The sequence below is a fragment of the Turicimonas sp. TL08 genome (assembly GCF_054660695.1).
Window position 1 is genome coordinate 1 of the sequence record NZ_BAAGDP010000014.1, and the last position, 24,746, is coordinate 24,746.

The 24,746-nt window shown below is 40.6% G+C and carries 22 protein-coding genes; 9 read left to right on the forward strand and 13 right to left on the reverse strand.

Features of this window, described 5'->3' with window-relative positions:
* The coding region (tnpA, locus tag ACYQ4O_RS08300) for an IS200/IS605 family transposase (RefSeq protein ID WP_460175298.1) at positions 1-281 on the forward strand (281 nt) is incomplete at its 5' end.
* Between the two features lie 560 nt (positions 282-841).
* On the opposite strand, the gene ACYQ4O_RS08305 is transcribed toward tnpA, so the two are convergent.
* The 4 genes from ACYQ4O_RS08305 to ACYQ4O_RS08320 all read right to left on the reverse strand — a co-directional run bounded on the left by ACYQ4O_RS08305 (position 842) and on the right by ACYQ4O_RS08320 (position 5,110).
* Positions 842-2,401, reverse strand: a complete 1,560-nt coding sequence (locus ACYQ4O_RS08305; RefSeq protein ID WP_066592093.1) for a 2-isopropylmalate synthase — start codon at positions 2,399-2,401, stop codon at positions 842-844.
* Positions 2,402-2,535: 134 nt separating this feature from the next.
* The gene (gene pssA / locus ACYQ4O_RS08310) at positions 2,536-3,414 is read right to left on the reverse strand and encodes a CDP-diacylglycerol--serine O-phosphatidyltransferase (protein WP_308515141.1); all 879 of its coding nucleotides are present in this window, start codon (positions 3,412-3,414) and stop codon (positions 2,536-2,538) included.
* Between the two features lie 21 nt (positions 3,415-3,435).
* Positions 3,436-4,197 (reverse strand): phosphatidylserine decarboxylase, encoded by a 762-nt coding sequence (locus ACYQ4O_RS08315; protein ID WP_277036556.1) that lies wholly within the window; start codon positions 4,195-4,197, stop codon positions 3,436-3,438.
* Between the two features lie 163 nt (positions 4,198-4,360).
* A complete protein-coding gene (locus tag ACYQ4O_RS08320) occupies positions 4,361-5,110 on the reverse strand; it encodes an SIMPL domain-containing protein (RefSeq protein ID WP_460175299.1) in 750 nt (249 codons plus the stop codon).
* Positions 5,111-5,594: 484 nt separating this feature from the next.
* Between ACYQ4O_RS08320 and ACYQ4O_RS08325 the strand changes: the two genes are divergently transcribed.
* The gene (locus tag ACYQ4O_RS08325; RefSeq protein ID WP_460175300.1) at positions 5,595-6,584 is read left to right on the forward strand and encodes an NAD-dependent epimerase/dehydratase family protein; all 990 of its coding nucleotides are present in this window, start codon (positions 5,595-5,597) and stop codon (positions 6,582-6,584) included.
* A gap of 120 nt (positions 6,585-6,704) precedes the next feature.
* Here the strand turns inward: ACYQ4O_RS08325 and ACYQ4O_RS08330 are convergent, their stop codons facing one another.
* The 3 genes from ACYQ4O_RS08330 to ACYQ4O_RS08340 all read right to left on the reverse strand — a co-directional run bounded on the left by ACYQ4O_RS08330 (position 6,705) and on the right by ACYQ4O_RS08340 (position 8,423).
* Positions 6,705-7,397 carry a DNA-3-methyladenine glycosylase family protein gene (locus tag ACYQ4O_RS08330; RefSeq protein WP_460175301.1) on the reverse strand — a complete coding sequence of 231 codons (693 nt, stop codon included), beginning with the start codon at positions 7,395-7,397 and terminating at the stop codon, positions 6,705-6,707.
* Positions 7,387-7,767: an antibiotic biosynthesis monooxygenase family protein gene (locus ACYQ4O_RS08335; RefSeq protein WP_460175302.1), complete on the reverse strand. Its 381-nt coding sequence runs from the start codon at positions 7,765-7,767 to the stop codon at positions 7,387-7,389. The genes ACYQ4O_RS08330 and ACYQ4O_RS08335 overlap by 11 nt, the downstream gene beginning before the upstream one ends.
* A gap of 119 nt (positions 7,768-7,886) precedes the next feature.
* Positions 7,887-8,423 carry a methylated-DNA--[protein]-cysteine S-methyltransferase gene (locus tag ACYQ4O_RS08340; RefSeq protein ID WP_460175303.1) on the reverse strand — a complete coding sequence of 179 codons (537 nt, stop codon included), beginning with the start codon at positions 8,421-8,423 and terminating at the stop codon, positions 7,887-7,889.
* A gap of 121 nt (positions 8,424-8,544) precedes the next feature.
* Here ACYQ4O_RS08340 and ACYQ4O_RS08345 point away from each other — a divergent pair, with 121 nt between their 5' ends.
* Positions 8,545-9,291: an AraC family transcriptional regulator gene (locus ACYQ4O_RS08345; RefSeq protein ID WP_460175304.1), complete on the forward strand. Its 747-nt coding sequence runs from the start codon at positions 8,545-8,547 to the stop codon at positions 9,289-9,291.
* A gap of 16 nt (positions 9,292-9,307) precedes the next feature.
* Here the strand turns inward: ACYQ4O_RS08345 and ACYQ4O_RS08350 are convergent, their stop codons facing one another.
* Together ACYQ4O_RS08350 and ACYQ4O_RS08355 are read right to left on the reverse strand one after the other, a co-directional pair.
* Entirely contained in the window at positions 9,308-10,516 is a 1,209-nt protein-coding gene (locus ACYQ4O_RS08350) for a MalY/PatB family protein (RefSeq protein ID WP_460175305.1), read from the reverse strand.
* Between the two features lie 331 nt (positions 10,517-10,847).
* On the reverse strand, positions 10,848-11,528 hold the full coding sequence (locus tag ACYQ4O_RS08355) for a hypothetical protein (RefSeq protein ID WP_277041880.1): 681 nt from the start codon (positions 11,526-11,528) through the stop codon (positions 10,848-10,850).
* Between the two features lie 220 nt (positions 11,529-11,748).
* Between ACYQ4O_RS08355 and ACYQ4O_RS08360 the strand changes: the two genes are divergently transcribed.
* A complete protein-coding gene (locus ACYQ4O_RS08360) occupies positions 11,749-12,951 on the forward strand; it encodes a DUF805 domain-containing protein (RefSeq protein WP_460175306.1) in 1,203 nt (400 codons plus the stop codon).
* 257 nt (positions 12,952-13,208) lie between these two features.
* Positions 13,209-13,976: a DUF805 domain-containing protein gene (locus ACYQ4O_RS08365; protein WP_460175307.1), complete on the forward strand. Its 768-nt coding sequence runs from the start codon at positions 13,209-13,211 to the stop codon at positions 13,974-13,976.
* 10 nt (positions 13,977-13,986) lie between these two features.
* Here the strand turns inward: ACYQ4O_RS08365 and radA are convergent, their stop codons facing one another.
* The gene (radA, locus tag ACYQ4O_RS08370; RefSeq protein WP_460175308.1) at positions 13,987-15,417 is read right to left on the reverse strand and encodes a DNA repair protein RadA; all 1,431 of its coding nucleotides are present in this window, start codon (positions 15,415-15,417) and stop codon (positions 13,987-13,989) included.
* Between the two features lie 220 nt (positions 15,418-15,637).
* Here radA and wbaP point away from each other — a divergent pair, with 220 nt between their 5' ends.
* Entirely contained in the window at positions 15,638-17,029 is a 1,392-nt protein-coding gene (gene wbaP, locus ACYQ4O_RS08375; protein ID WP_460175335.1) for an undecaprenyl-phosphate galactose phosphotransferase WbaP, read from the forward strand.
* Between the two features lie 18 nt (positions 17,030-17,047).
* Here wbaP and ACYQ4O_RS08380 read toward each other — a convergent pair whose 3' ends face one another.
* Complete coding sequence (locus ACYQ4O_RS08380; RefSeq protein ID WP_460175309.1) at positions 17,048-18,028, reverse strand: NAD(P)H-dependent glycerol-3-phosphate dehydrogenase; 981 nt, start codon at positions 18,026-18,028, stop codon at positions 17,048-17,050.
* A 552-nt stretch (positions 18,029-18,580) separates the two neighbouring features.
* Between ACYQ4O_RS08380 and ACYQ4O_RS08385 the strand changes: the two genes are divergently transcribed.
* The 3 genes from ACYQ4O_RS08385 (at position 18,581) to ACYQ4O_RS08395 (ending at position 23,021) form a co-directional block, all read left to right on the forward strand.
* The gene (locus ACYQ4O_RS08385; RefSeq protein ID WP_460175310.1) at positions 18,581-20,551 is read left to right on the forward strand and encodes an acyltransferase family protein; all 1,971 of its coding nucleotides are present in this window, start codon (positions 18,581-18,583) and stop codon (positions 20,549-20,551) included.
* A gap of 366 nt (positions 20,552-20,917) precedes the next feature.
* On the forward strand, positions 20,918-21,937 hold the full coding sequence (locus ACYQ4O_RS08390; protein ID WP_460175311.1) for an O-antigen ligase family protein: 1,020 nt from the start codon (positions 20,918-20,920) through the stop codon (positions 21,935-21,937).
* Positions 21,915-23,021 (forward strand): glycosyltransferase family 4 protein, encoded by a 1,107-nt coding sequence (locus ACYQ4O_RS08395; protein WP_460175312.1) that lies wholly within the window; start codon positions 21,915-21,917, stop codon positions 23,019-23,021. Before ACYQ4O_RS08390 ends, ACYQ4O_RS08395 begins: the two co-directional genes overlap by 23 nt.
* Here ACYQ4O_RS08395 and ACYQ4O_RS08400 read toward each other — a convergent pair.
* A complete protein-coding gene (locus ACYQ4O_RS08400; RefSeq protein WP_460175313.1) occupies positions 22,960-23,943 on the reverse strand; it encodes a hypothetical protein in 984 nt (327 codons plus the stop codon). The genes ACYQ4O_RS08395 and ACYQ4O_RS08400 overlap by 62 nt on opposite strands.
* Positions 23,943-24,722: a glycosyltransferase family 2 protein gene (locus ACYQ4O_RS08405; RefSeq protein WP_460175314.1), complete on the reverse strand. Its 780-nt coding sequence runs from the start codon at positions 24,720-24,722 to the stop codon at positions 23,943-23,945. The genes ACYQ4O_RS08400 and ACYQ4O_RS08405 overlap by 1 nt, the downstream gene beginning before the upstream one ends.
* Positions 24,723-24,746: the final 24 nt, after the last annotated feature.

Genomic DNA, 24,746 nt, shown 5'->3' on the forward strand with positions numbered 1-24,746 from the left:
CAGTTTGTAATGATTTTGAAGCTGACTTAGTAGAGTTTGATAGCGAAAAATATCACGTTCATTTGTTAATTACTTACCCACCTAAAGTCTCTATATCTCGTTCAGTCAATTCTCTGAAAGGAGTATCGAGCCGTCTTATTCGAAAAAAGAAATATCCCTCCATTCGTAGTCAATTATGGTCAACTACTCTCTGGTCGCCCTCTTATTTCATTGCAAGTTGTGGAGGCTCCCCTACTTCGATTATCAACCAGTACATTGAACAGCAGAATACGCCTGACTGAAAAAAATTTTAGATTCGGCCCTTATATGGGGATGTTGCAAAATTCGATTTTTTCGAATGCAAAACATCCCTTTTTTATATCGCTTTTTTACGGTAATTGATTGTTCTACTTTTATTTTTTTAGTAGTTTCCAAAATCAAGCCTTCAAAGAACTCCCATTAATACGTCCAAAGTTATCCACATTTTTGGACAGTGAGGACAACAGAAAAGAAAGAGGTCCTCTAAAACGTCAAATTGATATATATGGCGAGTAATTTCATTGTTGCTCTTGCCAAAGCAACAGAAGGGTCGGCACCCTCAATTTGCTTTTAGATCAAAGAATTAATTCTTATATTTATTACTTCTAAATAATTAAGAAGGGGCTGAAAAATTCTTCTTTGCATAATGAATTTTGCAACAGCCCCTTTTACGGGCCTTTCTGATAAAAAATTCTTTATTGATAAAAGAATCTTGGGAAAGGCATTTAGAAAATCAACAGCGCGTCTTCAGCTCCGCTGTAAAGGAAGCGGCACATAAAAGTTCGAACTTTCATGTGCCGTGTTGAATTGAAATCACAAGAAATTAGACCGCTGCCGCATCGTTTCCGAATTGCGGATTCTTCTTCTCTCTTACAACATTGAGTTTATTCAATGCATCCAGATAGGCTTTAGCCGAAGCTGCTAAAATATCCGGGTCAGCTCCATTGCCGTTGACCATTCTGCCGCCAAATGACAACCTGACTGTAACTTCGCCTTGGGCTTGGGTTCCAAGAGTCAAAGCATTAACGGAGTAAAGAAGAAGTTCTGCCCCGCTCTTCGCACAGCTTTCAATCGCATTGAAAGTTGCGTCGACAGGGCCGTTTCCTTCGGCTTGACCGTGACGCTCTACACCGTTTTCCAGATAAACAATTTCTGCATACGGACGCTTACCAGTTTCACTAGCCTGCTTCAAAGAAACAAATTTGATGTTTTGCTGCTCTGTGTATTGCTCATCAAATAACGATTGAATATCTTCATCAAAAATATCCGTCTTTTTATCTGCGAGCTCTTTAAAACGAGCAAAAGCTTCATTAATTTCTTCTTCACTCTTTGTAGGAATACCGAGTTCTCTTACGCGCTGACGGAAGGCAGATCTACCGGACAATTTGCCGAGAACAAGCTTGTTGGTATTCCAGCCCACTTCCTCAGCCGTCATGATTTCGTAAGTGTCTCTAGCTTTTAAAACACCGTCTTGGTGAATGCCCGAAGCATGAGAGAACGCATTGGCACCAACGATGGCCTTGTTCGGCTGAATCGGGAATCCTGTGATAGAAGAAACCAACTTAGAAGCTGGAACCAGTTGTCTTGTATCGATATAGCAGCCGAGGTTAAAGAAATCTTTTCTGGTCTTAACGGCCATTACAACTTCTTCCAAAGCGCAATTGCCTGCTCTTTCGCCCAGACCGTTAATAGAACATTCAATTTGGCGCGCGCCTCCGAAGTGGACTCCGGAAAGAGAATTAGCCACAGCTAAACCGAGATCATTATGACAGTGAACAGACCAAATAGCTTGATCAGAGTTGTACACATGCTCTCTTAGATTCTTGATAAATTCTCCGAAAACGGATGGAACGGCATATCCGACGGTATCCGGAATGTTAATCGTGTTTGCTCCCTCTCTGATAGCTGCCTCAATGATTCGATATAAAAATTCAGGCTCAGATCTGGAGGCATCTTCACAAGAGAATTCGATATCGTCCGTGTATTTTTTAGCCTCACGGATCGCAGAAACCGCAGCTTCAATTACTTGGCCCGGCTGCAAATTGAGCTTTTTCTCCATATGCAGGGGAGAAGTAGCAATAAAGGTATGAATTCTCTTTCTGGGAGCGGCTTGAATAGCCAAGCCGGCCTTTTCGATATCTCTAAGGTTTGCTCTTGCCAAAGAACAGACTGTTGAGTTTTTAACGACCTGAGCAATAGCTTGAATAGCTGCGAAATCACCGGGAGAACTCGCTGCAAAACCAGCTTCGATAACGTCTACTCCCATTCTTTCTAATTGTTTAGCGATTCTTAATTTGTCTGCCTGCCCCATCGTGGCGCCCGGGCTTTGCTCACCGTCTCGAAGAGTGGTATCAAAAATGATTAATTTTTCCGGTGTATTCATAGGTCTTCTGAGTTTAAGGTTTATAGGCTTAGAGTTATATCTAATCTTATCTATTATATTGAGGTGTGAAAAGAAATCGTAGTTTTTGACAAATAAAAAGGCGCCACTCGGGCGCCAAACTTTGATCAAATTATTTATTGCCGATCTTGAGCCTCAACAGGTTCTTCCGGCTCGTCTAATTCGATCTCATCTTCTTTAGGTCTGACCGGATTATCTTGCCCTGTGTACCAAAGATAGAACTGGTAAATAAATCCGCTGAGTGCGTAGCAGCAGAAGAGGACAAATACCACCAAAGCCGGATCATTTGCTACAACAAACAAAACAACCACGGCAGCAATCAGAACCCAGAAAGGAACACTCTTACCGGAATGGAAGCTCTTTCCGGAATAGAAAGGAGCGTTGCAGACCATGGTTAAGCCGGCATAAACGGTGATAACCAAGGCGAGCCAAGGCAGCCATGCAGCATTAACCGGAATTCTTTGATCAGCAGCAAGCCAAACGAAGCCAGCTACAAGAGCAGCCGCTGCCGGGGAAGGAAGACCTTGGAAGAAACTCTTATCGACCACACCGACATTAGTGTTGAAGCGTGCCAGTCTCAGAGCCGCACCTGCACAGTAAACAAAGGCAGCCGCCCAACCCAGACGTCCGAGATCATGCAAACACCACTGATACATAACTAAAGCCGGTGCCATGCCGAATGCACACATATCTGCTAAGGAGTCGAATTCAACACCAAATTGGCTGGAAGTATGAGTCAAACGCGCTACGCGTCCGTCGCATCCGTCCAACACCATGGAGACGAAAATGGCAATAGCAGCTTTCTCGAAATCTCCTTGGATTGCTACGACTACTGCGAAAAAGCCCGAAAAAAGGCTGGAAAGAGTAAATAAGTTCGGAAGAAGATAGATCCCCTTCTTCTTTACCGTGTCAATTCTTTCCTTGACAATAGCCTGAGGAGTGATACGGGGTCTAGGAGCTAGATTTAAACGTCTTCTCGAGCGAGCGGCTTTCATCTTATCGCTTGGTGTGGGCATTTATGCCTCCTGTTTTTCAGCTGTTTGAGCCGGCTGAGCAACCGGGATTTCAACTTTTTCAGAAGCTTCTAATTCAGGGACAGGCTGACCTTGGACCGGTTCTTCTAATTTTTCCGGATTCAAAAGGGCAATCACTGTATCAGTGGCTCTGACCTTCTGTCCTACGAAAACTAAAACTTCTGAATTCAAAGGAACATAGATGTCAACTCTGGATCCGAAACGGATGAACCCATATCTCTGTCCTCTTTCAACTTCTTCACCAACATGCAGATGGCAAATGATGCGGCGTGCAACCAAGCCGGCAATCTGCACGAAAGTGATAACAGGACCTTCATCGGACTTGACGACAACAGCGTTTCTTTCATTTTGTTCGCTGGCCTTGTCCAGGTCGGCGTTAACGAAAGAACCGGGGATATATTCGATAGCTTCAACTTTACCGCCAACGGGGCAGTAGTTTGAGTGAACATTGAAAACATTCATGAAGGTAGAGATGAGCATCTCTTCCTTGCCTGTATACGGGTTAATACATTTTTGAATCTTGCAGATTCTGCCGTCAGCACCGGCTAATACAGCATGAGGTGTCTGGCTGACTGCCCTGGGCGGATCTCTGAAGAACTGAATAACGAAGGCCAACAGGACAAAGCAAAGGAAGGATATAAATCCTCCAAAAAGGAGCCAAACAAGAAGGGCCACAAAAATTGAAGCGCCTATGATGCCCCAACCTTCTTTAGCAAGAATGGGGTGGGATGAATTTGGTCTCACGAATAAATCTCCTTATTAGTTTCCGCAGATTCAATCAACTTCTGCGACTGTTTGTGCATATTTTGATTATTTTAGTCAAAAACCCTAGTGCATGAGCACCAAAGAGCAAACAAAAACGCAAAATTAACCGATTTTCAACTAATCATTCGGGTTTGCAGTCGGGTTACTGTGGGTTGTCGGGTAGAATTTTCAGACTTGCCCGTGCAGATAGCTCTACATTTGAAGTACCCGCTTCGAAAGACGGCATCGTCACCCCTGCAGAAGAATCCGCAGCCATCATGGAGCGCACAGCGAAGTTTCTTGGAGCAGAATCAAAACCTTGGTTAAACTCAAGCTTTTCTATATAAAAAGTTTCAACCGGAAGTTTCATGGCCAATGCAACATTAGCTGCCTTTTTGTTGACGTTTTCAACAACCATGCCAATTAATTTTTCCTGAGTAAGTTCTTTGGTAGCCTTTGTCAGGCCGTAGTTAATATTGTCTAAAGCCAATTTGGCATTTTGTGCAGTTTGAACTAGAGCAGGAACTCCTTCAATATCTTCTGTCTGAACCTGGATACGCTGAACGGCTTTCCAACCAACAATTTCAGGGGCCTGCCCTGCTTTTGGCTTGGAATAGACAGGAAAAGCGGAGTAACCGTAATTTTGAATTTTTGCTAAAGAGGAAAAATCAGAAATGGTCTTTTGTGCCTCGGCCATGATCCCATTTAGATTTGACTGAGCAGAAGGAAGATCCTTACTCTCAGAAACAGCCGAGAAAACCATCACTGCCAGATCATTCGGAATTTCCGAACTTGCTTGTGCAACAAATGTAAGATTTGAACCAGCCGGCAATGACTTTAGTTGGATACTTTGAGCCGCAGCTCCTGTAGAAAGAATAACTGCGGCAGTAATAGCTGTTAAATATCTAATCATTTTTTTCCTTTGTTTGAGTAGGCTTCAATGATATACAAATAGCACCGAAATGTTCTTGTCTGAGGAAAAACGTGGCCCAAATTAAAAAATGGCACCAATTCTGTAAATCCTTGTTATTTTGTATACCAATTCTTAATTTGGTTAAATGAAAACTTGAAAATTATTGGTAGTATTGTCCGTGTTGTTTGCAGGGGTGAAGAAAAATCTAAATAAGTCTGTGATTTATCCACCTCACAATCCTTAGTAATTTCCATGGATAGGTAGTTTATTTAGTCATATTAAATAAATTTGTAATATAGCGAAATTATGCTCTTACATTATGAAATAAATGACAAATGTCAAAGGTTTTAATTCCATTTAACCCCTAAAACTGACAAATTAAGATATAGGCGGTAAGTACTAAGTATTTTTACTCTATAACAAATCCCAATTTTAATTTGGACAACGGTTAAATAAAATGAAACCAATAATATGAGGTGCAAGTTTGAAACGTGTTGCAGTTTTTGGTGGTGCCGGCTTCATTGGCACCAACCTCGCCTATCGTCTTATTGAAGAAAATCGGCAGGTTTATAATTTTGATAACCTTTCGGGTTCGGGGAATCTGCTCAATATCGCTGATTTGATGCAGAAGCCACACCATATTTTTGCCCGCTGCGACGTTTCCCATGCTGATGAAGTCCGTCAAGCGCTTCTTACAGCTGCAGTAGATACAATCTTTGTCACGATAGCTCCCAGGAATAAGTCTGTGGAGGATGCTCTAGAGGGATTAAAGACTTTCTTAGATTCCTTAACTCTTTGGAGAAACAGGTTTGTTCGGAACCCTGAGAATGCGCAAAAGATTATTTTTCTGACAACCAGAACCTGCAAAAATGGTTTTTCAGAAAAAGCTGTACAGATGATTGACGGTTACGCCTCACAGGGGCTGCCTATAATAACTTTATCCGTTCCTTCGGTTTTCGGTCCATTCCAACAACCAGACAGCCCCACTCCTTTCATGATTTACCGTGCGATCGAAGGAGAAAGCATTCCGGTCGTTCCGGAAGCACTTATTGACGATCCTCTCGTCTCCGTGGACGATGTTGTATCGGCCCTTCTTTACATAGAACAGAACGGGGAGCTTGGAAAGCATTACCGTCTTCTTCCCCCCGGCTCCCAACTTTCTCAGCTTGAGATTGCTAACACCATCTGTGATGTTCTCAATGCGGAAGTTCCTCCTCCAATGGGGAAGTATCAAGCTTTGATTGATGAACTGGATGCCCCGGCGATTCAAAATGGAATTTCTAATAGCTGGGAGAATGAACTCATTCCTTTGCAGATTGAAAATCCGAAAGAAATAAAAGCCGCTCTGAATGATACGGTTAGGTGGTACTTAAAGCATCCGGCTTGGTATTCTCAATCTAGAACCAGATTTTTTGATCTCTGGCAGGACAGCAATAATATTTTTAATTTTTCAGGACTTCAAAAAGTCAGTTGAGTATGAATAAGGCTGCACCTTTCTTCCCGAAAATTGCAGGTGCAGTCATGAGCTTTGCTGAAAAACTCTATTTCTTCTTTACAAACTAACCTGACTTTCACCGGACAACATTGCGGAGCTTTATTCTCTCAAAACTTCAAAATTTATCTTTGTTTTCAGCGAGCGGTTTTTAGGTGCATAGTCCTTCATTTCCGGGACAGCTCCGCCGGCAACCGCCCAAAAGTAAAGACCTGCCACAGATGCGTAAGGAGACAAACGCTTTTTATATTTTTCAAAAAGCTTTTTAGAGATTTGTCGATGATGGTAAACCATCCGCATTCCTCTCAAGATGGCTAAGTCACCGAAGCTCAATATATTTGGACGCTGCATTGAAAAAATTAAAAGCATTTCTGCTGTCCAAACTCCTATTCCATCGAGTTTGATCAATTCTTTGCAGACTTCGTTGTCAGACAGGAACCTCAGCCCCTCTATGTCTAAATCTCCGTCCACAACTTTCTTAGCTGCTGCCTTGATATATTCCGCTTTCTTAAAGGTAATGCCAAAGGTTTGTAAAGTTTCTTTATCCAAACCTGCAATATGTGTAGAAATCAGCGGATATCCAAGTTCATTCGTCATCCTCTGCCAAATTGTGGAGTGAGCCTTAGTAGAAATCTGCTGACCGACAATTGAGTGGACCAGCGCGGAAAATAAATCCGGAATAATCTCTCTTTCAATGTGGCCGACTTTATCGATGACCTCTCCTAACCGCTTGTCTCTGGCTTTAAGGAAACTGATTTCCTTATCGCCATAAACGAAGAAAGCCTCATCCTTCATCGTTTTCTTCCAGAAAGTATTTATTTGAATCTTCCGGAGCTTCTTCCCGTTCCTTATCACCGTAGCTCCTCACCGCATGAGCAACAGTTATTCTGTAACTTTCGAAGAATTCAGACCGTCCTTTTTTCTGAGATACCCGATGTGCAATTGTGTTTCTCCATCTGTCAACATCTTTTTCACTTTTCCAGACATTCAAAGACAAAAGCTTGTTTTCTTCCTTCAAGCTGACGAATCTTTCTGTACGTACTAGTCCTTCTTCCCCATCGAGAAGATGTTTAAGTTCTTCTGCTACCTTGAGATAGTGATCTGTTTTGTCAGGCAATAGCTTTACCTCAAACATTACAATCACATTTCGATTTATTTTGTTCATTTTTATTTGATCCTGCTATTACAAAGAGAAAGTCAGATATCTTCATTTACTGTGCCACTTCCACCCGTTCTCATTGAAACTTCCTTGGATTCGCAGTTGTCTCTCCTAAGTCCTTGAGCTCAAGAAAGATAGAACTTTGCACGTTCATGTGATAACAGCCAGGTTTTAGCCTCAAAGCCCCCACCATAGCCGGTGAGCTTGCCGTTCGCTCCAATAACTCTGTGACAAGGAACAATAATAGAGAGAGGATTAGCTCCGACGGCCCCTCCCACAGCCTGGTAAGCTTGGCAACCCACAGTTGCAGCTATCTCACCATAGCTCTTTGTTTCACCAAAGGGAATGTGCAGAAGAGCAGTCCAAACTCGTTTCTGGAAATCTGTCCCTATAAATTCCAGCGGAAGATCAAAATCCTCCCTTTTACCTTGAAAATATTCGATCAGCTGCGCCTTAGCTTTTTCAATAACTGGAGAAGTTCCGGCTTCAAACTCCTTCTTTGTCAAACGACGAAAACGACTTAACGTCGGTAAACGATGCCAACCTTCCACCCAATCGCTCATGACAAGGCTGTTCCCGATAGATGCTAAATCCAGCCAGCCGCAAGGTGAAAACCACTCTTGGTGGATAATCGCATCGTTGTGATCGGTACTTTTTAACATTTCGACTCCTTGTAAAAATATAATGATGAGTTGACTTGAACTTTTAGAGAGGTGCTCTTTCAACCTCTTGGATAAACCCAAATAACAAAACAAACCTAGTTCTTGACCTGAACAATCAAAAATGCAAAACGAAACCTCTGACAAGTGGCAATCCATCTCTAAAGACTATATCGCCGGAGAAATGCGGCCCTCTCATAAACATTCCCGAGCCCAACTTCTCTATGCTTGCGAAGGCGTAATGCTTGCCGCCACTCGCCAGGGAAGAAGGATAATTGCCCCTTATCAGGCTCTCTGGATTCCGGCCGGCATAGAGCATTCAATTACATTTCTATCGGCAACTAAAATGCGTTCTTTGTATTTTGATAAGAGCGAATACAAAGATATCTTTGAATCAAAAAGCATTAAGGTCTTTGCTGCAACTGCTCTAATTCGAGAACTTATCGCTACTCTTTTTCAGCACCAATTCCCCGGGGCAAAGCAAGAAATGAGACGCCTTCTTCTGCTTTTAGTCCAAGAGACAAAAGCTTTTAACGCAGACGTCTTAATGCCGGAAGAAGAGCCGTTACGTTCAGCGCTCAACGATTTACTTCATCATCGTGCCTGGTCAACCAGTGCACAAGAGCTAGCCAATAAATTAAATGTGACCCCACGAACCTTCACCCGTCACTTTATTCGAGCTACCGGGATGAGCTTCCGCGATTGGAAACACCGGATGCGTCTTATATTTGCTCTTGAAAAAATTGCGAACGGGTTTCCTGTGAAATCAGCTGCAATTTTGGCCGGCTATAGCGACGCATCGGCATTTTCCATTCAGTTCAAGAATCTTTACGGAGCTTGTCCAAGCCATTTTCTCAAATCCGACAACTAGTCTTCAATCTCCCGGATTAAATAAAAACGTACTTGAGAAGTCGGTCGCACACTTCCTTCATCTTTGCAAACGGAATCCCAACGTTCATTCTTATTCCGCAGGGAACATTAAAAGCCTTCCCGTCTCTCCAAATAACACCGGCTTCAACCCCTCTTAATAAAACTTCTTCTATGGCTACCCCATGTTTTTGACACCATTGAGAACATTCAAGCAACATCACGAATGTGCCTTGAGGCTTAACCAGTCGAACGCCCTCAAAATTTTGATGAATAAAAGAAGTGGCATAAGTAACGTTCTCCTCAAGAACTTGCTTAAGTTCATCTAGCCAGATTCTTCCCTGCTCCGAGTAAGCTCCTATTAGTGCATGCATTGTCAGAACGTTCATATCGTTGTAGTGAGATGTGCAGCTCTGCCAAGAAAGTCGATCCAGCAGTCTCTGGTTATAAACAATATGATATGCACCAACAATCCCGGCTAAATTGAAGGTCTTTGACGGAGAATAAAAGGCCATTGTCCTTTCTCTTAGTGCCGGAGACACAGTTTGAAGCGGGATGTGGCGATTTCCGAATAATGTGAAATCAGCCCAGATCTCATCACAGATCACGTAAATATCATATTTTTCGCAGAGATCTGATAACCGTTCCAGCTCCTCTCGGTTCCATACCCGGCCAGTCGGGTTATGAGGGGAACAAAAAAGGAGAGTATGGATTTTGTGTTGTTGGATTTTTCTCTCCATATCAGCAAAATCCATTCTCCAAACTCCAGCTTCATCTACTACCAAATCACTCAAAACAATCTCATAACCATTTCGCTTTAACTGAGTTAAAAAACCAGAATAAATGGGTGAGTGAACAAGGACTGCTCCTCCCCAATCCGTGAGGACGGTTAAGGCGCTTGTGACACCTCCTAAGACGCCGTTTTGATACCCAATGTTTTGCTCTGACAAATCTGTTACCCCGAAGCTGTCTTTTTGCCATTTCTTGATTGCTTCGTAATATTCTCCAGAGGGAGCAAAATAGCCAAAGATTGGATGATCCAAACGTTTTTTGATTGCTTCAATTACGCATGGGGCTGTCGCAAAGTTCATGTCTGCCAGCCATAACGGAATTGGGTCAAATCCCGGTTTTGGATTTCCAACCGGCAATTGCCATAAATCATTTTTTAATCGATCCGCCGACATCGAATCGTGTCCGCACCTATCAACCCATGTCTCAAAGTCAAACATTTTTTCCTCGGTAAAAACTAATGGTTGTATTGGTTATAAAAATCACCTAATCAACCTAAGCAGATAATGCTTGCCGAAGGGAAGAATTAGCTCATAACTCCTGGCCCCATCAGCTTTTAATTGAAATCAGTCTACCAAAGGCAACATTTTCTTAAGAGACAAAGAGTTTTTGTTAAAAGACAAAAAAAATGAAAACTCACCGCTTACAGATAGCCAACATAAGTCTTTAACGGAGAGTCTTCTTGCAATTACTTTGGATTTAGGGCTTTAAAAGAAAAAATGCCCCTTTAAGAAAGCAGCTTTAAACCGTAAACTTAAAGGGGATTGAGATTTATCGGGTCGGTTTCGACTTCCAATAATCTTCTTCCGTATCCGGTTGGAATACTGATGTGATGCTCACAGCTTTCATTGATGGAACATACCCGAGACCAGGCTGAACCATTTCTTGGAATCTTGGATCACTAATTGTTTTAAGAATTGACCAGGCAACAGCCTTATCTAGTCCAGCGGCTAATCGTGAGCAGCCCTCTCTCATGTTCTTTAAGCCGTCAGTCGGAGCGTTATAGGTAATTTCTTGTTTGAGCATACCGCCATTGGAAGAAAAGATTTCCATTTTGATCCGCCATTGAAGCTGAGTCGGCTCGGCAATAATTTTGACAGAATCGATGAGGTTATAGAGCTTTACCTTTGGCTTTTCTTGATTGAGCATTCCAACACTGGAAAGATCGGTGATGAAAGCATTCTTCCAATAATGAGCGAAAGCGTCCCTCAGATCTGAAAACTCTCCTTCTCCCGGAATAGCAATTCTGTCGCCCGCACAATCCAAGTCTATTATCTTGACTACCCTTACTTGTTCTACCCCAATGTCTTTTGCGTCGATGCGATGCCATGCACGCTGAATTTGTGCGTTAGGCTCGAATGAATAGCTGTAATAAGGCTCGGTTGTTTTACACGCAGTTAACAAAAGAGCGGCAGAGACTGCTAAAGAAATAGAGAGAAGTGTCTTCTTCATGAGAGGAATTTACCTATTCAGAGTTTTTGAGGATTGTATCGCACCTCTTACCTCAAACTTTTGACTTCGACTGATTTTCCTTCTGTTAACTTAAATGGAAGCAGTAATTTTTACAAATGATTCATGGTGTGGTCTCTTCCTTTCAGCACCGCTTCTAAGAAACAAAACCTATTTTTTCTGAGTTTCTCATCAGTTATCATCTAAGAAAGGAGAAAGCGATATGTTTAGTTGGTACCGCTATTGCTTAAAGAAATACTTTGATTTCGAAGGAAGAGCTTCCAGAGCTGAATTTTGGTCATTCGCGTTAATTAACATTTTTGTTCTTTTCAGCTTTTCTCTTCTTACCGGAACTATTCACGGAGAAACCGCATCCGGAGAAAAATACAGAGTAATGCTGGCTGCGCTGAGTAACTATCCTACCTTAGTTTCTGTCCTCACTAGTTTGGAGGTTGTATTCGGCGTATTTATTTTTTGTCCGGCTCTGGCTGTTACCGTTAGAAGACTCCATGATGGAAACCATTCCGGCTGGTGGGCGGCCGGACAGTTCATTCCTTTCTTGAACTTTCTTGTTCTAATTTTTTTACTGCTTGATTCACAAAAAGCTCAGAACAAATACGGTGCACGCGCTCCAGTAAGCCCAGAAGATATCGTCCATTCTGAAAATAAGACATCGGATAGTTTTTTCTCTCGATATTTACGACCAAATCGCAAGAGCACCTATAGTTTTCTCTCTCAACATCAAAGTCTAGGCAGTAAGCATTCTCTTGGATCTTCAACCTCTAAGGCTTTGAAGGATGAGAAAAAAGAAATGGATAGAATCGTCGATGAATTGCTGTCGGAAGATTTTCCAGACAGTGTAGAGGAGTTTGAAAGAGAGGTGGAAAGAAGGCTAGACATAGCCATGGGAAGAGATAAGGATCATCCGGATGAGTTTCTTTCCGGGACATCTTTCGCTGAGCATCGTAGAGAAGAAAAGGCAACAGAAATAGCAAGACGGTTAGATGCTCTTGCAGAGCGCAAGCCTCCACTCTCGCAAGAAGAATTGAATAGAGAATCAGAAAAAATCTTAAATGAAGTATTGGGAGAAAACTGGAGAACCAATGGCCTTCCCTCTGAAACTTTTTCAGCACGTCGAATAGTAGAAGAAAAAGGAGATGAAATAGGAAGAAAGCTCGAAGCTCTTAACAAACGCTCACCTGCACCATCAAAGAAAGAACTCGCTAGAGAAGTTCAAAAAATAATAGATGAGGCATTGGGAAAAGACACAAGCGATCAAGATTTCTGGTCCCAATTTAGACAAGATAAGTGGGATGAGATAATGAGAAGACTTGAGGAATTAGGGGCCAGAAAACCGCCACTCTCTCAAGACGAACTTGATAGAGAAGCCTTAGTAACTCTGGTTGAAGTGTTGGGAAGAAACTAGAACAAGTAAGTTGTTCTGGATTATTCATAATCAGAACTTTAAGGACATTACCTTCAAAGGGCGTTTTTATAGTGCCATCTTTGCAGATCCCAGATTCTGAATGAAAAAATTTTAAGAAAAACAACTTGTTGTGTTTTGCAATATCGTCAAACAGAAACAAAGTTTGGTTTTTCTTGTCCTTTACTTTTTTGGGTGATAATCTCGCTCTCCCTTTTGCTGGTCCTCTAAGATATCAATACTTATAAGGAGAAGATGCTATGTTTCGTTGGTATTTTTATTGTTTCTCTAAATATTTAACTTTTAAAGGAAGAGCATCCAGAGCTGAGTATTGGTCATTTACTTTAATCAATATCGTCATTCTGTTTTGTTTGGCTCTTTTTGGCGGGGACATAGATGCCGTACTTACCTCCGGCGATTCCATTAAAACTCTTGTCAATCCCCTAGCAGGCCAGCCTGAATTGGTTTCCACTATCTCTATCATCAATGCAGCGTATAGCCTACTTGTTATTTGTCCGGTTATTTCGGTGACAATTCGCCGCCTTCACGACCGAGATCACACAGGATGGTGGATTTGGGCCCAACCCATTCCTATCTTGAATGTTGTCCTTTTGATTTTCCTCTTGTTAGGTTCTCAGCGTGGCCCTAATCAATATGGTTTACGGGCTCCAACCAGCCCCTCGGATGTTGTGCCCGAAGGCTATATGAGCCCTTATGGTTATTTCCAAGCAGAGGATCCTTCACAACAGCCTTACAACAATAGTAATATCTATCAAAGACAGCCTGAGCAAAGCTATCGCCAGCCTGCTCCGGTTCAGACCAACAATTATCAAAACGTAGGAGAAGGAAGCGTTATGGACGAAATGATGAAGAGCAATGAAAAAAATGCAGACGTTCAGGCCGGCATTGATCAAGGAAAAGTACAAACTCCGGCACAGCCTGCCAGCAAATCCTCAACTCACCGTCCGATGGGAGCTGAGGAATCCAGCATGGTAGATTATCTAAAACGCCTTTCCGGAAAGAAATAATCAAGCTAAATTAAGAATCGAATGATTCTGCTTGAGAGGCTTGAGAGCCGAATACGGCTTTCACAGCCTCTCTTAAATTTTCTACCGGTACGATTTCAACTCCCGGCAAGTCAGCAACTTTGTTCTTCTTCGGAACAATAATTCTCGTAAATCCAAGTTTTGCCGCCTCTTTAATTCTTTCCTGGCCTCTGGAAACAGGACGAATTTCCCCGCCCAAACCTACTTCGCCGAACATGGCTGTTTTGTTAGATACGGCATGATTAGTCATAGAAGAAACAATAGAAATCAAAACCGGTAAATCACTTGCTGTTTCGGTAATCTTTATACCTCCGACAGCATTTAAAAAGACATCCTGGTCATACGTAGCCAATGATACGTGTCTGTGAAGAATCGCCAGAAGCATGGTCAGCCTTTGGCTGTCAGTACCTACCGTCAAACGTTTTGGATTTGGGAGCATTGATTTATCAACAAGTGCTTGGATTTCGATAAGAATCGGTCTCGTTCCTTCCAAATTGATAAAAGTCACGCTTCCGGATACGCCCTCCCTTCTTTCGGCAAGGAATAAAGCAGAAGGATTTCTAACACCTCTGAGCCCTTTATCTGTCATTCCGAATACACCGATTTCGTTGACCGAGCCAAATCTGTTCTTGCAGGCTCTGAGGATGCGATAGTTTGATTCCGTGTCTCCCTCGAAATAAAGCACAGTATCGACCATATGTTCTAAAACACGAGGACCTGCCATTGCTCCTTCTTTAGTAACGTGACCGACAAAGATCACGCCTATCCCTTTTCGTTTTGCAAGTCGAGTTAATCGGGCTGCGCACTCTTTCACTTGTGAAACGGAGCCCGGGGCGGCAGACAAAGCATCGGAGAACATGGTTTGAATGGAGTCGATAACAACCCATTGAGGCTGTTGGCTTTCGATAATGCTCTCGATCTTTTCCAGCTGAATTTCGCTTACGAACTTCAACCCCTTGGTATCGACTTCCAGCCGTTTTGCACGTAAAGCAACTTGCGTCGGACTCTCTTCACCGCTCGCATACAAGCAAACTTGACCGAGGCCAACCATTTTGCACATTGACTGAAGCAATAAGGTGGATTTGCCGATTCCCGGATCTCCGCCTATGAGAACTACTGAACCGGGAACGAATCCGCCCCCAAGCGCCCTTTCTAATTCGCTAAATCCAATGTGAATACGGGCAACCTCTTCCGCTTTTACATCCGAAAGGTCCAAAATGCCGCTTGTGCCTGCAAGGGCTAAATGAGCCGGCTGAGAATCTTCTTCTGCTCTCGCGTAGCGATTCTGAGAGGGCTCGGCCACCTTGAACTCCTTCATCGTGTTGTAGGCTTTGCAAGACGGACACTGTCCGAACCATTTCACGGTGTCATAACCGCACTCAGAACAAACCCAGTAAGTTTTATTTTTTGATTTTGCTGCCATATTCGATCTCTTATTTTTGTGCCGGTTAATTGTATTTTCTTTCTGGAGAACTGAAAAGGAGACATTTCTGATACTCAAAACTTATAAGAGAACCGATTAAATCATAGAAAACACCGACACTAAGGTAGAATCTCACTTAGCGACAACCGATCCTTATTAAATGCCTATACCCAAAATAAAAGACTCGGAGAGATGGAGTACTTTCATTCAGCCAGTAATTATGCTGGCGGTTGATTATTGCTCTATCCTTCTTGCGGAGTGCGTAGCAATAGAATTCAGAGAATTTCTCCTACAAACTTTAGGGCATACGCACGACAAATTCGACCTAGACAGTTTCTATTTCTTCCTGTTTGTCCCTTTAATTTTTATTGTTTTCCTCCACTGGGGCCGAACTTATATTCGTCTTCTTTCCATCGGAGAGATGATTAGAAGAACTTTCTGGTCAGTTCTTTATTCCGTTGTTGTTTACATCGTAATTTTATTTTTAGCAGGAAAGGCTCCTGTTGTCTCCAGACTTTTTGTCACTTTATTAGGCGCCTTCGTATTTTGTTTTGTTTGTGTCGGCCGCTTGATAATGAGGCACCTTCTAAACAGGTACTCGTTGTTTTTAGAAACAACAATTATGATTGGTTCAGATGAGACAGCTAAGAAGTTTTTAAATTACACAACGTCTAATGTATTTTTCGGCATTAGAGTCGTTGGCCTAATCGATGATAATCCAAAGGGCAAAGCTCTCAGCGGAAAGTTTCCGATTCTTGGTCCGACGTCTAAAGCCACTGAAATTATCAAAGAAAGCGGAGTGCAGAATGTTTTGATTCTTGCTCCGAAGATGGATCCTAAGAAACTTAATCTTTTAGTGGACGAGCTCTTTCCTTTGGTGAAGAATGTTTCATTCGTGCCGGATACAGAAGAGATGCCGGTATCCAATATGGAACTGCATCGCCTTTATTCAGAAAACTTAATTGTTTTATCCGTCAAGAATAATCTTTCTCGTTGGTACAACCAATTTGTTAAAAGAGTATTTGACTTGGTCGTTTCCGTCCTCGGAACCCTTCTCATCTCTCCTTTCCTTCTGGTAATTGCTATTCTTATTAAAGCGACTAGTCCAGGTCCAGCAATCTACGCGCATATGCGTTTAGGAAGACACGGAAAGATGTTCCCCTGCTACAAGTTCCGTTCCATGGTAAAAGATGCTGATAAGAAGCTTGCTGCCTACCTAGCTTCAAATCCGGCAGCGAAAGCTGAATGGGAAAGAGAACAAAAACTCAAAAATGATCCGAGAGTGACTAAGGTCGGTAAATTCTTGAGAAAAACCTCTTTAGATGAATTACCGCAGTTATTTAATGTCATTATCGGAGATATGAGCCTTGTCGGTCCCCGGCCTATAACGCGCTCTGAAGTCTGCAAATACGGCACCTACTTCGCTGATTACGAGATGGTTCGTCCGGGGATGACCGGACTTTGGCAAACAAGCGGCCGCTCCGATACTTCGTATGACAGAAGAGTCCGGCTTGACGCTTGGTATGTGAGAAACTGGAATCTTTGGCTTGATATCAGCATGCTGGTAAAAACCGTCCGAGTGCTCCTATCCAAAGATTCCGGCGCCTACTAAACTTGCCTCTTCAGCTCCTTAATAAGTGCCTTTAAGGAGCTGAACGAGTCCTTTCATCTTGGTTGGCGAAATTCTCTTCTTGATGATGTTGTTAATGAAATTAATAACCGGGATAGAGACTTGTTTTTCTTGAGCAAGTTCTAATGCGCCTTCCATCGCATTTACGCCCTCAACAACCATTCCAACCTGTTGGAGAGCTTTTTCAACAGAAATACCGCTGCCTAATAGTTGACCGAATTTCCTATTTCTACTGTACGGACTTCCGATAGTTGTAATGAGGTCTCCCAGGCCACCAAGTCCCATTAGAGTTTCGGGGGCCGCACCGCCAGCCACTGCCAAATTTCTTAAATCTGACATACCTGCTGTAACAAGCATGGAATAAAAGTTAGTTCCCAGACCTTGTTCAAGTGCAATCCCATAGCCAATTGCAATAATGTTCTTGAGAGCTCCTCCCAGCTGAGTTCCTATCAAGTCATCGGTCGCCGGAAGATAGACATTTGCTTTATTGAAGGCTTTTCGAATTAATTCAACTGCTCTCAAATCTTCGGATGCCAATTGCATACCGAAAGGCTCTCCTTTGATTACCTCTTCAGCATGGCTTGGTCCGGACAGAACAGCAACAGAATTATGAGGGAAAGCCTCTTGAATAATTTGCGAAGGAACGAGCAGCGTAAGTGGCTCTAAGCCTTTAATGACCGATATTAGGAGCTGATTCTCTTTAATAAAAGGTTTTACTACTTCAATAGAGGGGCGCAAATATTTTGAAGAAACGGCAAAAATTACAATATCCCTGTCAGCAAGGGAATACTCAACATTTTGAGTAAATTCAACTTCCTTTGGAAGCAGGAGCCCTTCAAAATTTGGATGGTATCCGGAACGAAGTGAGATTAAGTTCCTTTTGGTCAAACTTAATACTTTAACTTGATTTCCGGCCTTAGACAAAATGACCGCCAAAGCTGTGCCCCAGCTGCCGGCTCCAATCACTGTAATTTTCAACATTTAATCAACTTGCTTTTCTGTATAGGTAGATCTTATTTCAAATTCACAATATGCATATGAGACATTTCTCAAATTCTTCCGTTAATTAGCATTGCACCCCATTAAAGTTCAGGATCTGCAGACCTTGGATAGAAACAATCTGACGGTTTTCAACCTTTTTCCATCCATCATTGTAAAAATTCATTGTAAAAATTAGTCTTTTAGGCCTTAAAACATAAAGAAGAGGAAATGAACTCTAAACATTAAGTAAAACTCCAGTTTCTGAATGAGATCTAAAGCGTTAAGCAATAAATTGTCCTAACTCATTAACGCTTATTTCCAATTTCACTCTGGTTTCCCAACGATCAACTTATTAAGAAGCTCTATTTATTTTTATCCAGAAATTATCATTAAAATTTTGGGGGGAGAAAAAATATCATTCTTAGGAATAGGTATGCAGTAGAGACACTTTACTATAATTTCGAAACTTTTAGGAAGAACAGGACTATTTTTACTCACTGTTCCATTAAATATTCTAAGAAGATTTTCCAAAAACAATATGGCCTGAGAGACATGTTTTATTCCCCTCCAAGAATAAATAATTACCGTCCGGACATAGACGGTCTAAGAGCTATCGCTATTCTGGCCGTAGTATTTTTTCATACTTTTCCCGAGCTTTTTCCGGGCGGATTTATTGGCGTAGATATCTTTTTTGTTATCTCAGGCTTTCTGATTTCTGGAATTATCTTTAAAAAATTAGAAAAAGACAATTTTTCATTCGCCGATTTTTACTTTCGAAGAATTCGAAGGATTTTTCCAGCATTAATTTTTCTATTAATTGGAGTCACAATTGCTGGATGCATACTTTTGGCCCCTTCTGAATTAAGCTTATTGGTCCGTCAGATTTGTTGGGGAGCATTTTTCGGAGAAAATATTTACCTCATTAAAAGCACAGGGGGATATTGGGATCAGACCACAGAAATGATGCCATTGATGCATCTATGGACATTGGCCGTTGAGGAACAGTTCTATATTTTTTATCCCTTAATATGCGTTGTTCTTTTCAAAATTAGAAAACTTGTACCAGCCCTATTCATCCTAACCCTTCTCTCATTTTTTTCCGTTTATTTTTTTAAAGATAATACTATTTTGAACTTTTATTCTCTCCATACGCGTTTTTGGGAACTCGCATGTGGTGGTTTATTAGCTTTTTATATAAATAAAAATAACTTTTTATCTACTTTATCTTTAGCCAAGCAAAATTTGTCATCCTTCTCAGGCATTTTGTTAGTCACTATTGGATTAGTAATAACAAGTGAACAAGACAAGTTTCCTGGAATAATTACTCTTTTTCCAGTTCTTGGAACTCTTTTGATCTTAATAGGCCAAAACTCCATCTTTAATAAATCCATTCTTTCACATCAATTAGTAGTTTTCGTTGGCTTGATCAGTTATACCTGGTATTTGTGGCACTGGCCACCTTTAGCCTTCTCCAGAATCATTCTTGGGGGAGATCTTCCGGGGTTTGGAACAAGGATTGGCCTTATCTTTGTTGGTTTGTTAATCGCAATTATTAGTTATTTCTTTGTTGAAAATCCAATAAGAAAAATGAAGGCGACTTTGAGACTTTCCATTTCTCTGTCTGTAATTCTTTTTTTTGTATTTGCTTCTGGGACGACTATTCGCCTTATGAAAGGACTTCCACAACGGCTGGATAAGGCAGGACAATTAGTCTTGGAGAGCGCTGATAACAATTTCCCCCATACCACCGACTATTGTTTAGAGAAATATGGAAAAGGAAGTCTTGATGCTTATTCTTTTTGCTACGCAGAAAAAGGTAAAACCGCCGAGATTGCAATTTTAGGAGACTCACATGGCAGGCACCTCTTAAGAGGCCTTTTCGAGGGCTCCTCGAAAGGCATTGTATTTCTGGGCATGAAAGGAACGCCCGCTATTAAAAATGTATTTGAGGTTACAGCGGAGCCAAACTACATCAAAAAAGGACAAGGACAATCTATGCTCGACAAAGCTTTCGACAAGATACTCAATGATCCGAAGATTAAAACTGTAATTCTGGCATCTAGATGGAATCTTTTTTTGAATTCACCTGGCCTATACAGCTGGCTCAACGACAATAGGGTTGACCCGAAAGATTATAAAAAACGTGAGGAGGCCCTTAAACTTTTTATGAGCGATTGGTTGAAGCAACTGCAAACTCACAAAAAAAATGTGATGATTATTTTGAATACACCAGAATTTCCCTTTACCGTCTACTCTTGTTACCGACCTATCTTCTCTTTAGAAAAATGTGGTGTAAGCCAAAAAGAAGCAACTGCTGCTACTTCTAAGGTAAACGAAATCATCAAGGGGATCGCGTCAAAATTTACGAATGTGGAGGTCGTAGACCCTACCAACATTGTTTGTAAAAATGGATATTGTTCTCTCGTAAATAATGGTAAAGCTGTTTATAGAGATGAAAATCATTTAACGTCATATGGGAGTACTTTGATTGCTCCGGCAATCCTTGAAAAACTAAAAGACTAGTAAAAATCATTTCACTAGGTGAGTATTTAGAAATAGTTAAAGAGACTTTTGTTTATGTGTTGTGAGAGTCAAAACGGCGTAATGCAACGGGAAAAGCGAGAGGATCTCAACTATGGACATTCTTAGTTCTCAACATTTGGATAGATAATCTTTGGAAACAAAATGAACCTCTCAAACTTTTTTAAACGACAAAATTTCTTGGAAAGTGCTCTACTCCTTAGTTTTTGTCTTTGTGCATTTTTTCAATGCATCCAAGTTAAGGTTTCGAACTTATTTCAGATCCTTGTTTATCTTTTTTTTGTTCTCTACTTAATCAAAAATCCTCAGGAAATTAAGACGAGATTCAAAAGATTTCAAATCTTTTTTTTGATTTACTTAATTTACGCTATTTTAGAGTTTTTACCAGTTCTTACTAGCCCTGACATCGCCTTAGCCCTGGGAGTTTGGTCCAGAACTTATCTAATGAGAGGGGTTTTGTTTTTAGTTCTTTTGCTCAGTTTTAAAAACTGGAGGCCTTACCTACTTGTATTTTTTTCTTTAGTTGCCTCTTTTAGCGTCGATTCGATCGCCTGTCTTTTTATTGATCCTCTACCTAAATTTGGTGGCCGAGTGACTGGATTCTTTGGTCACCCTATGGTCTATGCTGGCTTCGCATGCATTGTTTTGCCCTTTTTCTTCTACAAAGCATTGCAAGAAAAAATTCTTTTTAAGAAAGTAGCTTGTATTGCTTTTTGTTTTGCGTTTTTAGTCTTGCTGGTCTTGAATGGCACTCGCGGAGCATGGCTTGCAGTTGGAGCTAGCTTTATCGTAATGCTTTTATTCTTTAAGTTCTCTTTTAAGAGCCTACTGATAGTGTTATGTATTGCAAGTAGTATTGGGGTCGGGTCTTTATACACCTCAGAAGAAGTTTCTAGCCGAATAAAAACCCTAACTTCTTCAGAAGTTTATTTGAAATCAGAACGAATACTTTTGTGGAAAAGTTCCTACAAAATGTTTCAAGATCATCCTTTTTTTGGAGTGGGTCTAGGCGCGTATGGCGACCAATATAAAAATAAATATATAGATAACAACGCAAAAGAAAGAAATTTAACTAGGGCTCACAGTAATATATTTCAACTCTTAGGAGAAAGCGGTTTGTCCGGACTTATTGGATACCTGCTTTTATTTGGCTTCCTTCTTCTAAATAGCTTCAGAAATTTTACTAAGTTTAAACAAGGCATATATGTTGTGATTTTTGCATCAACTCTTTGTCTTTTCCTTCAGGGATTAACAGAATATAACCTAGGGCATTCAGCTGTAATGAAGTTTTATTGGTTATGGTTAGGAGCACTTTTCCCTTTATCTTTATATTTAAGAAATCAAAATGAAAATTGGAATAGTCTGTAATAGTTTTAAGAATGATGGAGGAATGGAGACCTACACATTACAGTTAGTTGAAGCTCTTTTGCCTTATTTAGAATCCAAACCTGTCATTCTTACGAAAAAAATTGATCCAGAACAGAAGCTTCTTAATAATGTAAGTTCCATCAAGATAAATGTCGCTTGGCTACCGAGGATATTAAAAGATCTTTACTTCTCCTGGAAAGTTAAAAAACTTAAGAAACAGTTAGGAATTGATATTTTAATTGGTTGCTGCAGATGCTCGGCCTCAGATATCGTTATGTGTGGAGGCACTCATAAAGGATTTGTTTTATCGAAAGGACGTAGAACCCTTTATGACAGAGTTATTGAAAAAATAGAAACATCTCAAAATAATTCAGCTAAATTTATCGTTGCTCATTCAAAATTAATGAAAGACGAACTCATACGACTTTATGGAGTACCTTCCGGGAAAATAAGCCTACTTTATCCACCAGTATCTTATGCAAAATTTCATCCTGTTTCTAAAGATGAAAAAGAAAAGCTAAGAAAAAAATTGGGTTTGTCCTCTGAGAAATTATATTTTCTGTTCGTTTCTTCTAGCCATAAGAGAAAAGGACTAGATCTCCTTGCTCAATATTTCTCAGAAACCAATCTTCCTGTAACTCTTTTAGTGGTTGGTAAAAAAGTTGATCGCTCAATCAAAAATGTTGAATATTTCGGATACTCCAATAATATTGAAGAACTTTACCAAGCTGTTGACTTTTCAATCCTAGCTTCCAATTATGAGCCTTTTGGTTTAGCTGCTGTTGAAAGTGTCGCTTCTGGCACACCAATAGTCGCATCCAATAAGCTTGGAAGCAACGAAATAATCGAAAACAATTTCAAATATGTTTTTGAGGCTGGCAGTATAGAAAGTCTGAGAACTCAAATAGAACTTGCGATAAAAAATAGCTCCCCGCTAACAAAAGGAAGAGATAATAAAACTAAATTTAACTATGATCTCTCCGTCCATTACCATGTCTCTAAAGTTTTAGAGATAATAAATTCTATTCATTCGAAAAAAGGTCAAAATCAAGATACGGAACTACCTCATAGGGAAGTAAAGTAGAGAGAGAACAATTAAAAATTTTTCGATTGTTCTTCATAAACCAAGCCGAAGCTAATAGCATAAATGGAAGGATCCCGGTTTCATAATCGGCTAGCAACCCACTCCTAACTTTGTCCCCTTCATTTTCATAGAATCGAGGCTTGTTGGAATTTCCGATATCAAATCCTAATAGGTATACTTCCTCGTAACCTAGGAAAGCCGCAATTTGAATTCCGACGGTCATGACCGACCCGCAGTGAAAGACACCTGTCTTATCAAAGGAAGAGAATATCTTCATGGTAATGTCATTACATACAATCCTTTGCTTGTAATCATAAATATTTAAAGATGCTTGACTTTGTAGGATCACGTCGGGAAGTAATTCTTCGAAGAGAAAAATCTTCGCTTCCTCCGGAAGGAGAATTTTTTCTTTAAGAAAGGCCCGAAGAACCCTAAAGGAAAAACATAATCTAATCTTGCTCCCACTCTCTTGAACATACTTCAGCACTTCATTCAACAAACGACTTCTTTTTTGTATAAACGAGTCATCTGAGATAACGAGTGTCGCTTCTTTTAAAGCGAGCTGTTTGATTAGAAGACAACTTCCGTTTAGAAGAATAACGTCTTCATTTTTCAAAACATTAAGATTCTGTTTAGCAATTGATGGACCACTTCCAATAATGAAAATTCTTTTACTTCTGCTCTCCATGTTTTTTCTAAGAGATTGAAAAGAAGAAGTTAAAAGGAGGAAACGACGATTGAAATATATCGAATAAACATCGTCAAATATTTCCTCCCCATCTTTTGAAAATGAAAAACTCCTTTTCTTCCATAGACCATCAGAAAAAAGATAAATTTGAGAAAAATCCGGGACTTCAAAAAGTCTTAAAAATTTTTTGAATATACTTCTTCGTTGTTTGGAAAGGAAAGCTGAGGATAGCATCAAAATTTCCCTCCCGAATTCTTAAGCAGATAGTATCGTATATATTTTTGAAGAGTATATGAATAGTGATTAGCTGCAAAAATAAACCCAATCTTTCCATCCATAAAACCTAAATTTATGAAATAAACTTTAAATGCTGCCCATGCAGGCCTAAGCACAATATCTCTAAAGAAAGAAAACTTTCTTCCTTCTTTAAAATATTTTTCAGCACTAAGCTTTGCATATTGATTCAATTTTCTATAGTACTGATCAGGGTTGTCGTATGGAAAGTGAATCATTCTCCCCTGAAGTTTCTTCTCAGGAAAGGACGAAATGATCTTAGGATGAACAAATCCTTCAACTCTGATTCCTTCATTTGGAAAGAACCTCTGAACCCAATCTGGCCTTAAGGTACCATGTTGAGCTTGATAGTGTTTAAAGTGATTTTCCCTTTGGATCAAATAAGTCTTTTTTTCACCTGTACCAATTACGTCTTTTATGCTCTGATACAGACTAGGCGTTATACGTTCGTCGCAGTCGAGAAGTAATAACCAAGGCTGAGAGGTCTGGTTAATACCAAAACTTTGTTGACTTCCCCAATCCCCGCTCAGAGAACGTTCAAATATTTTTGCATTAAACTTTTTGGCAAGTTCTACAGTTCGATCTGAACTACCATCATCAACGAGGATTATCTCATTGGCAAATTTGCAGGATTCTAAGCAATCTTCAATATTTTTTTCTTCATTTTTAGCCAGGATGACCACTGAAATTGGAAGCTTTTTGTCTGTTCCTGTCGTCAATTTAAATTCCTACTCTCTAAAATT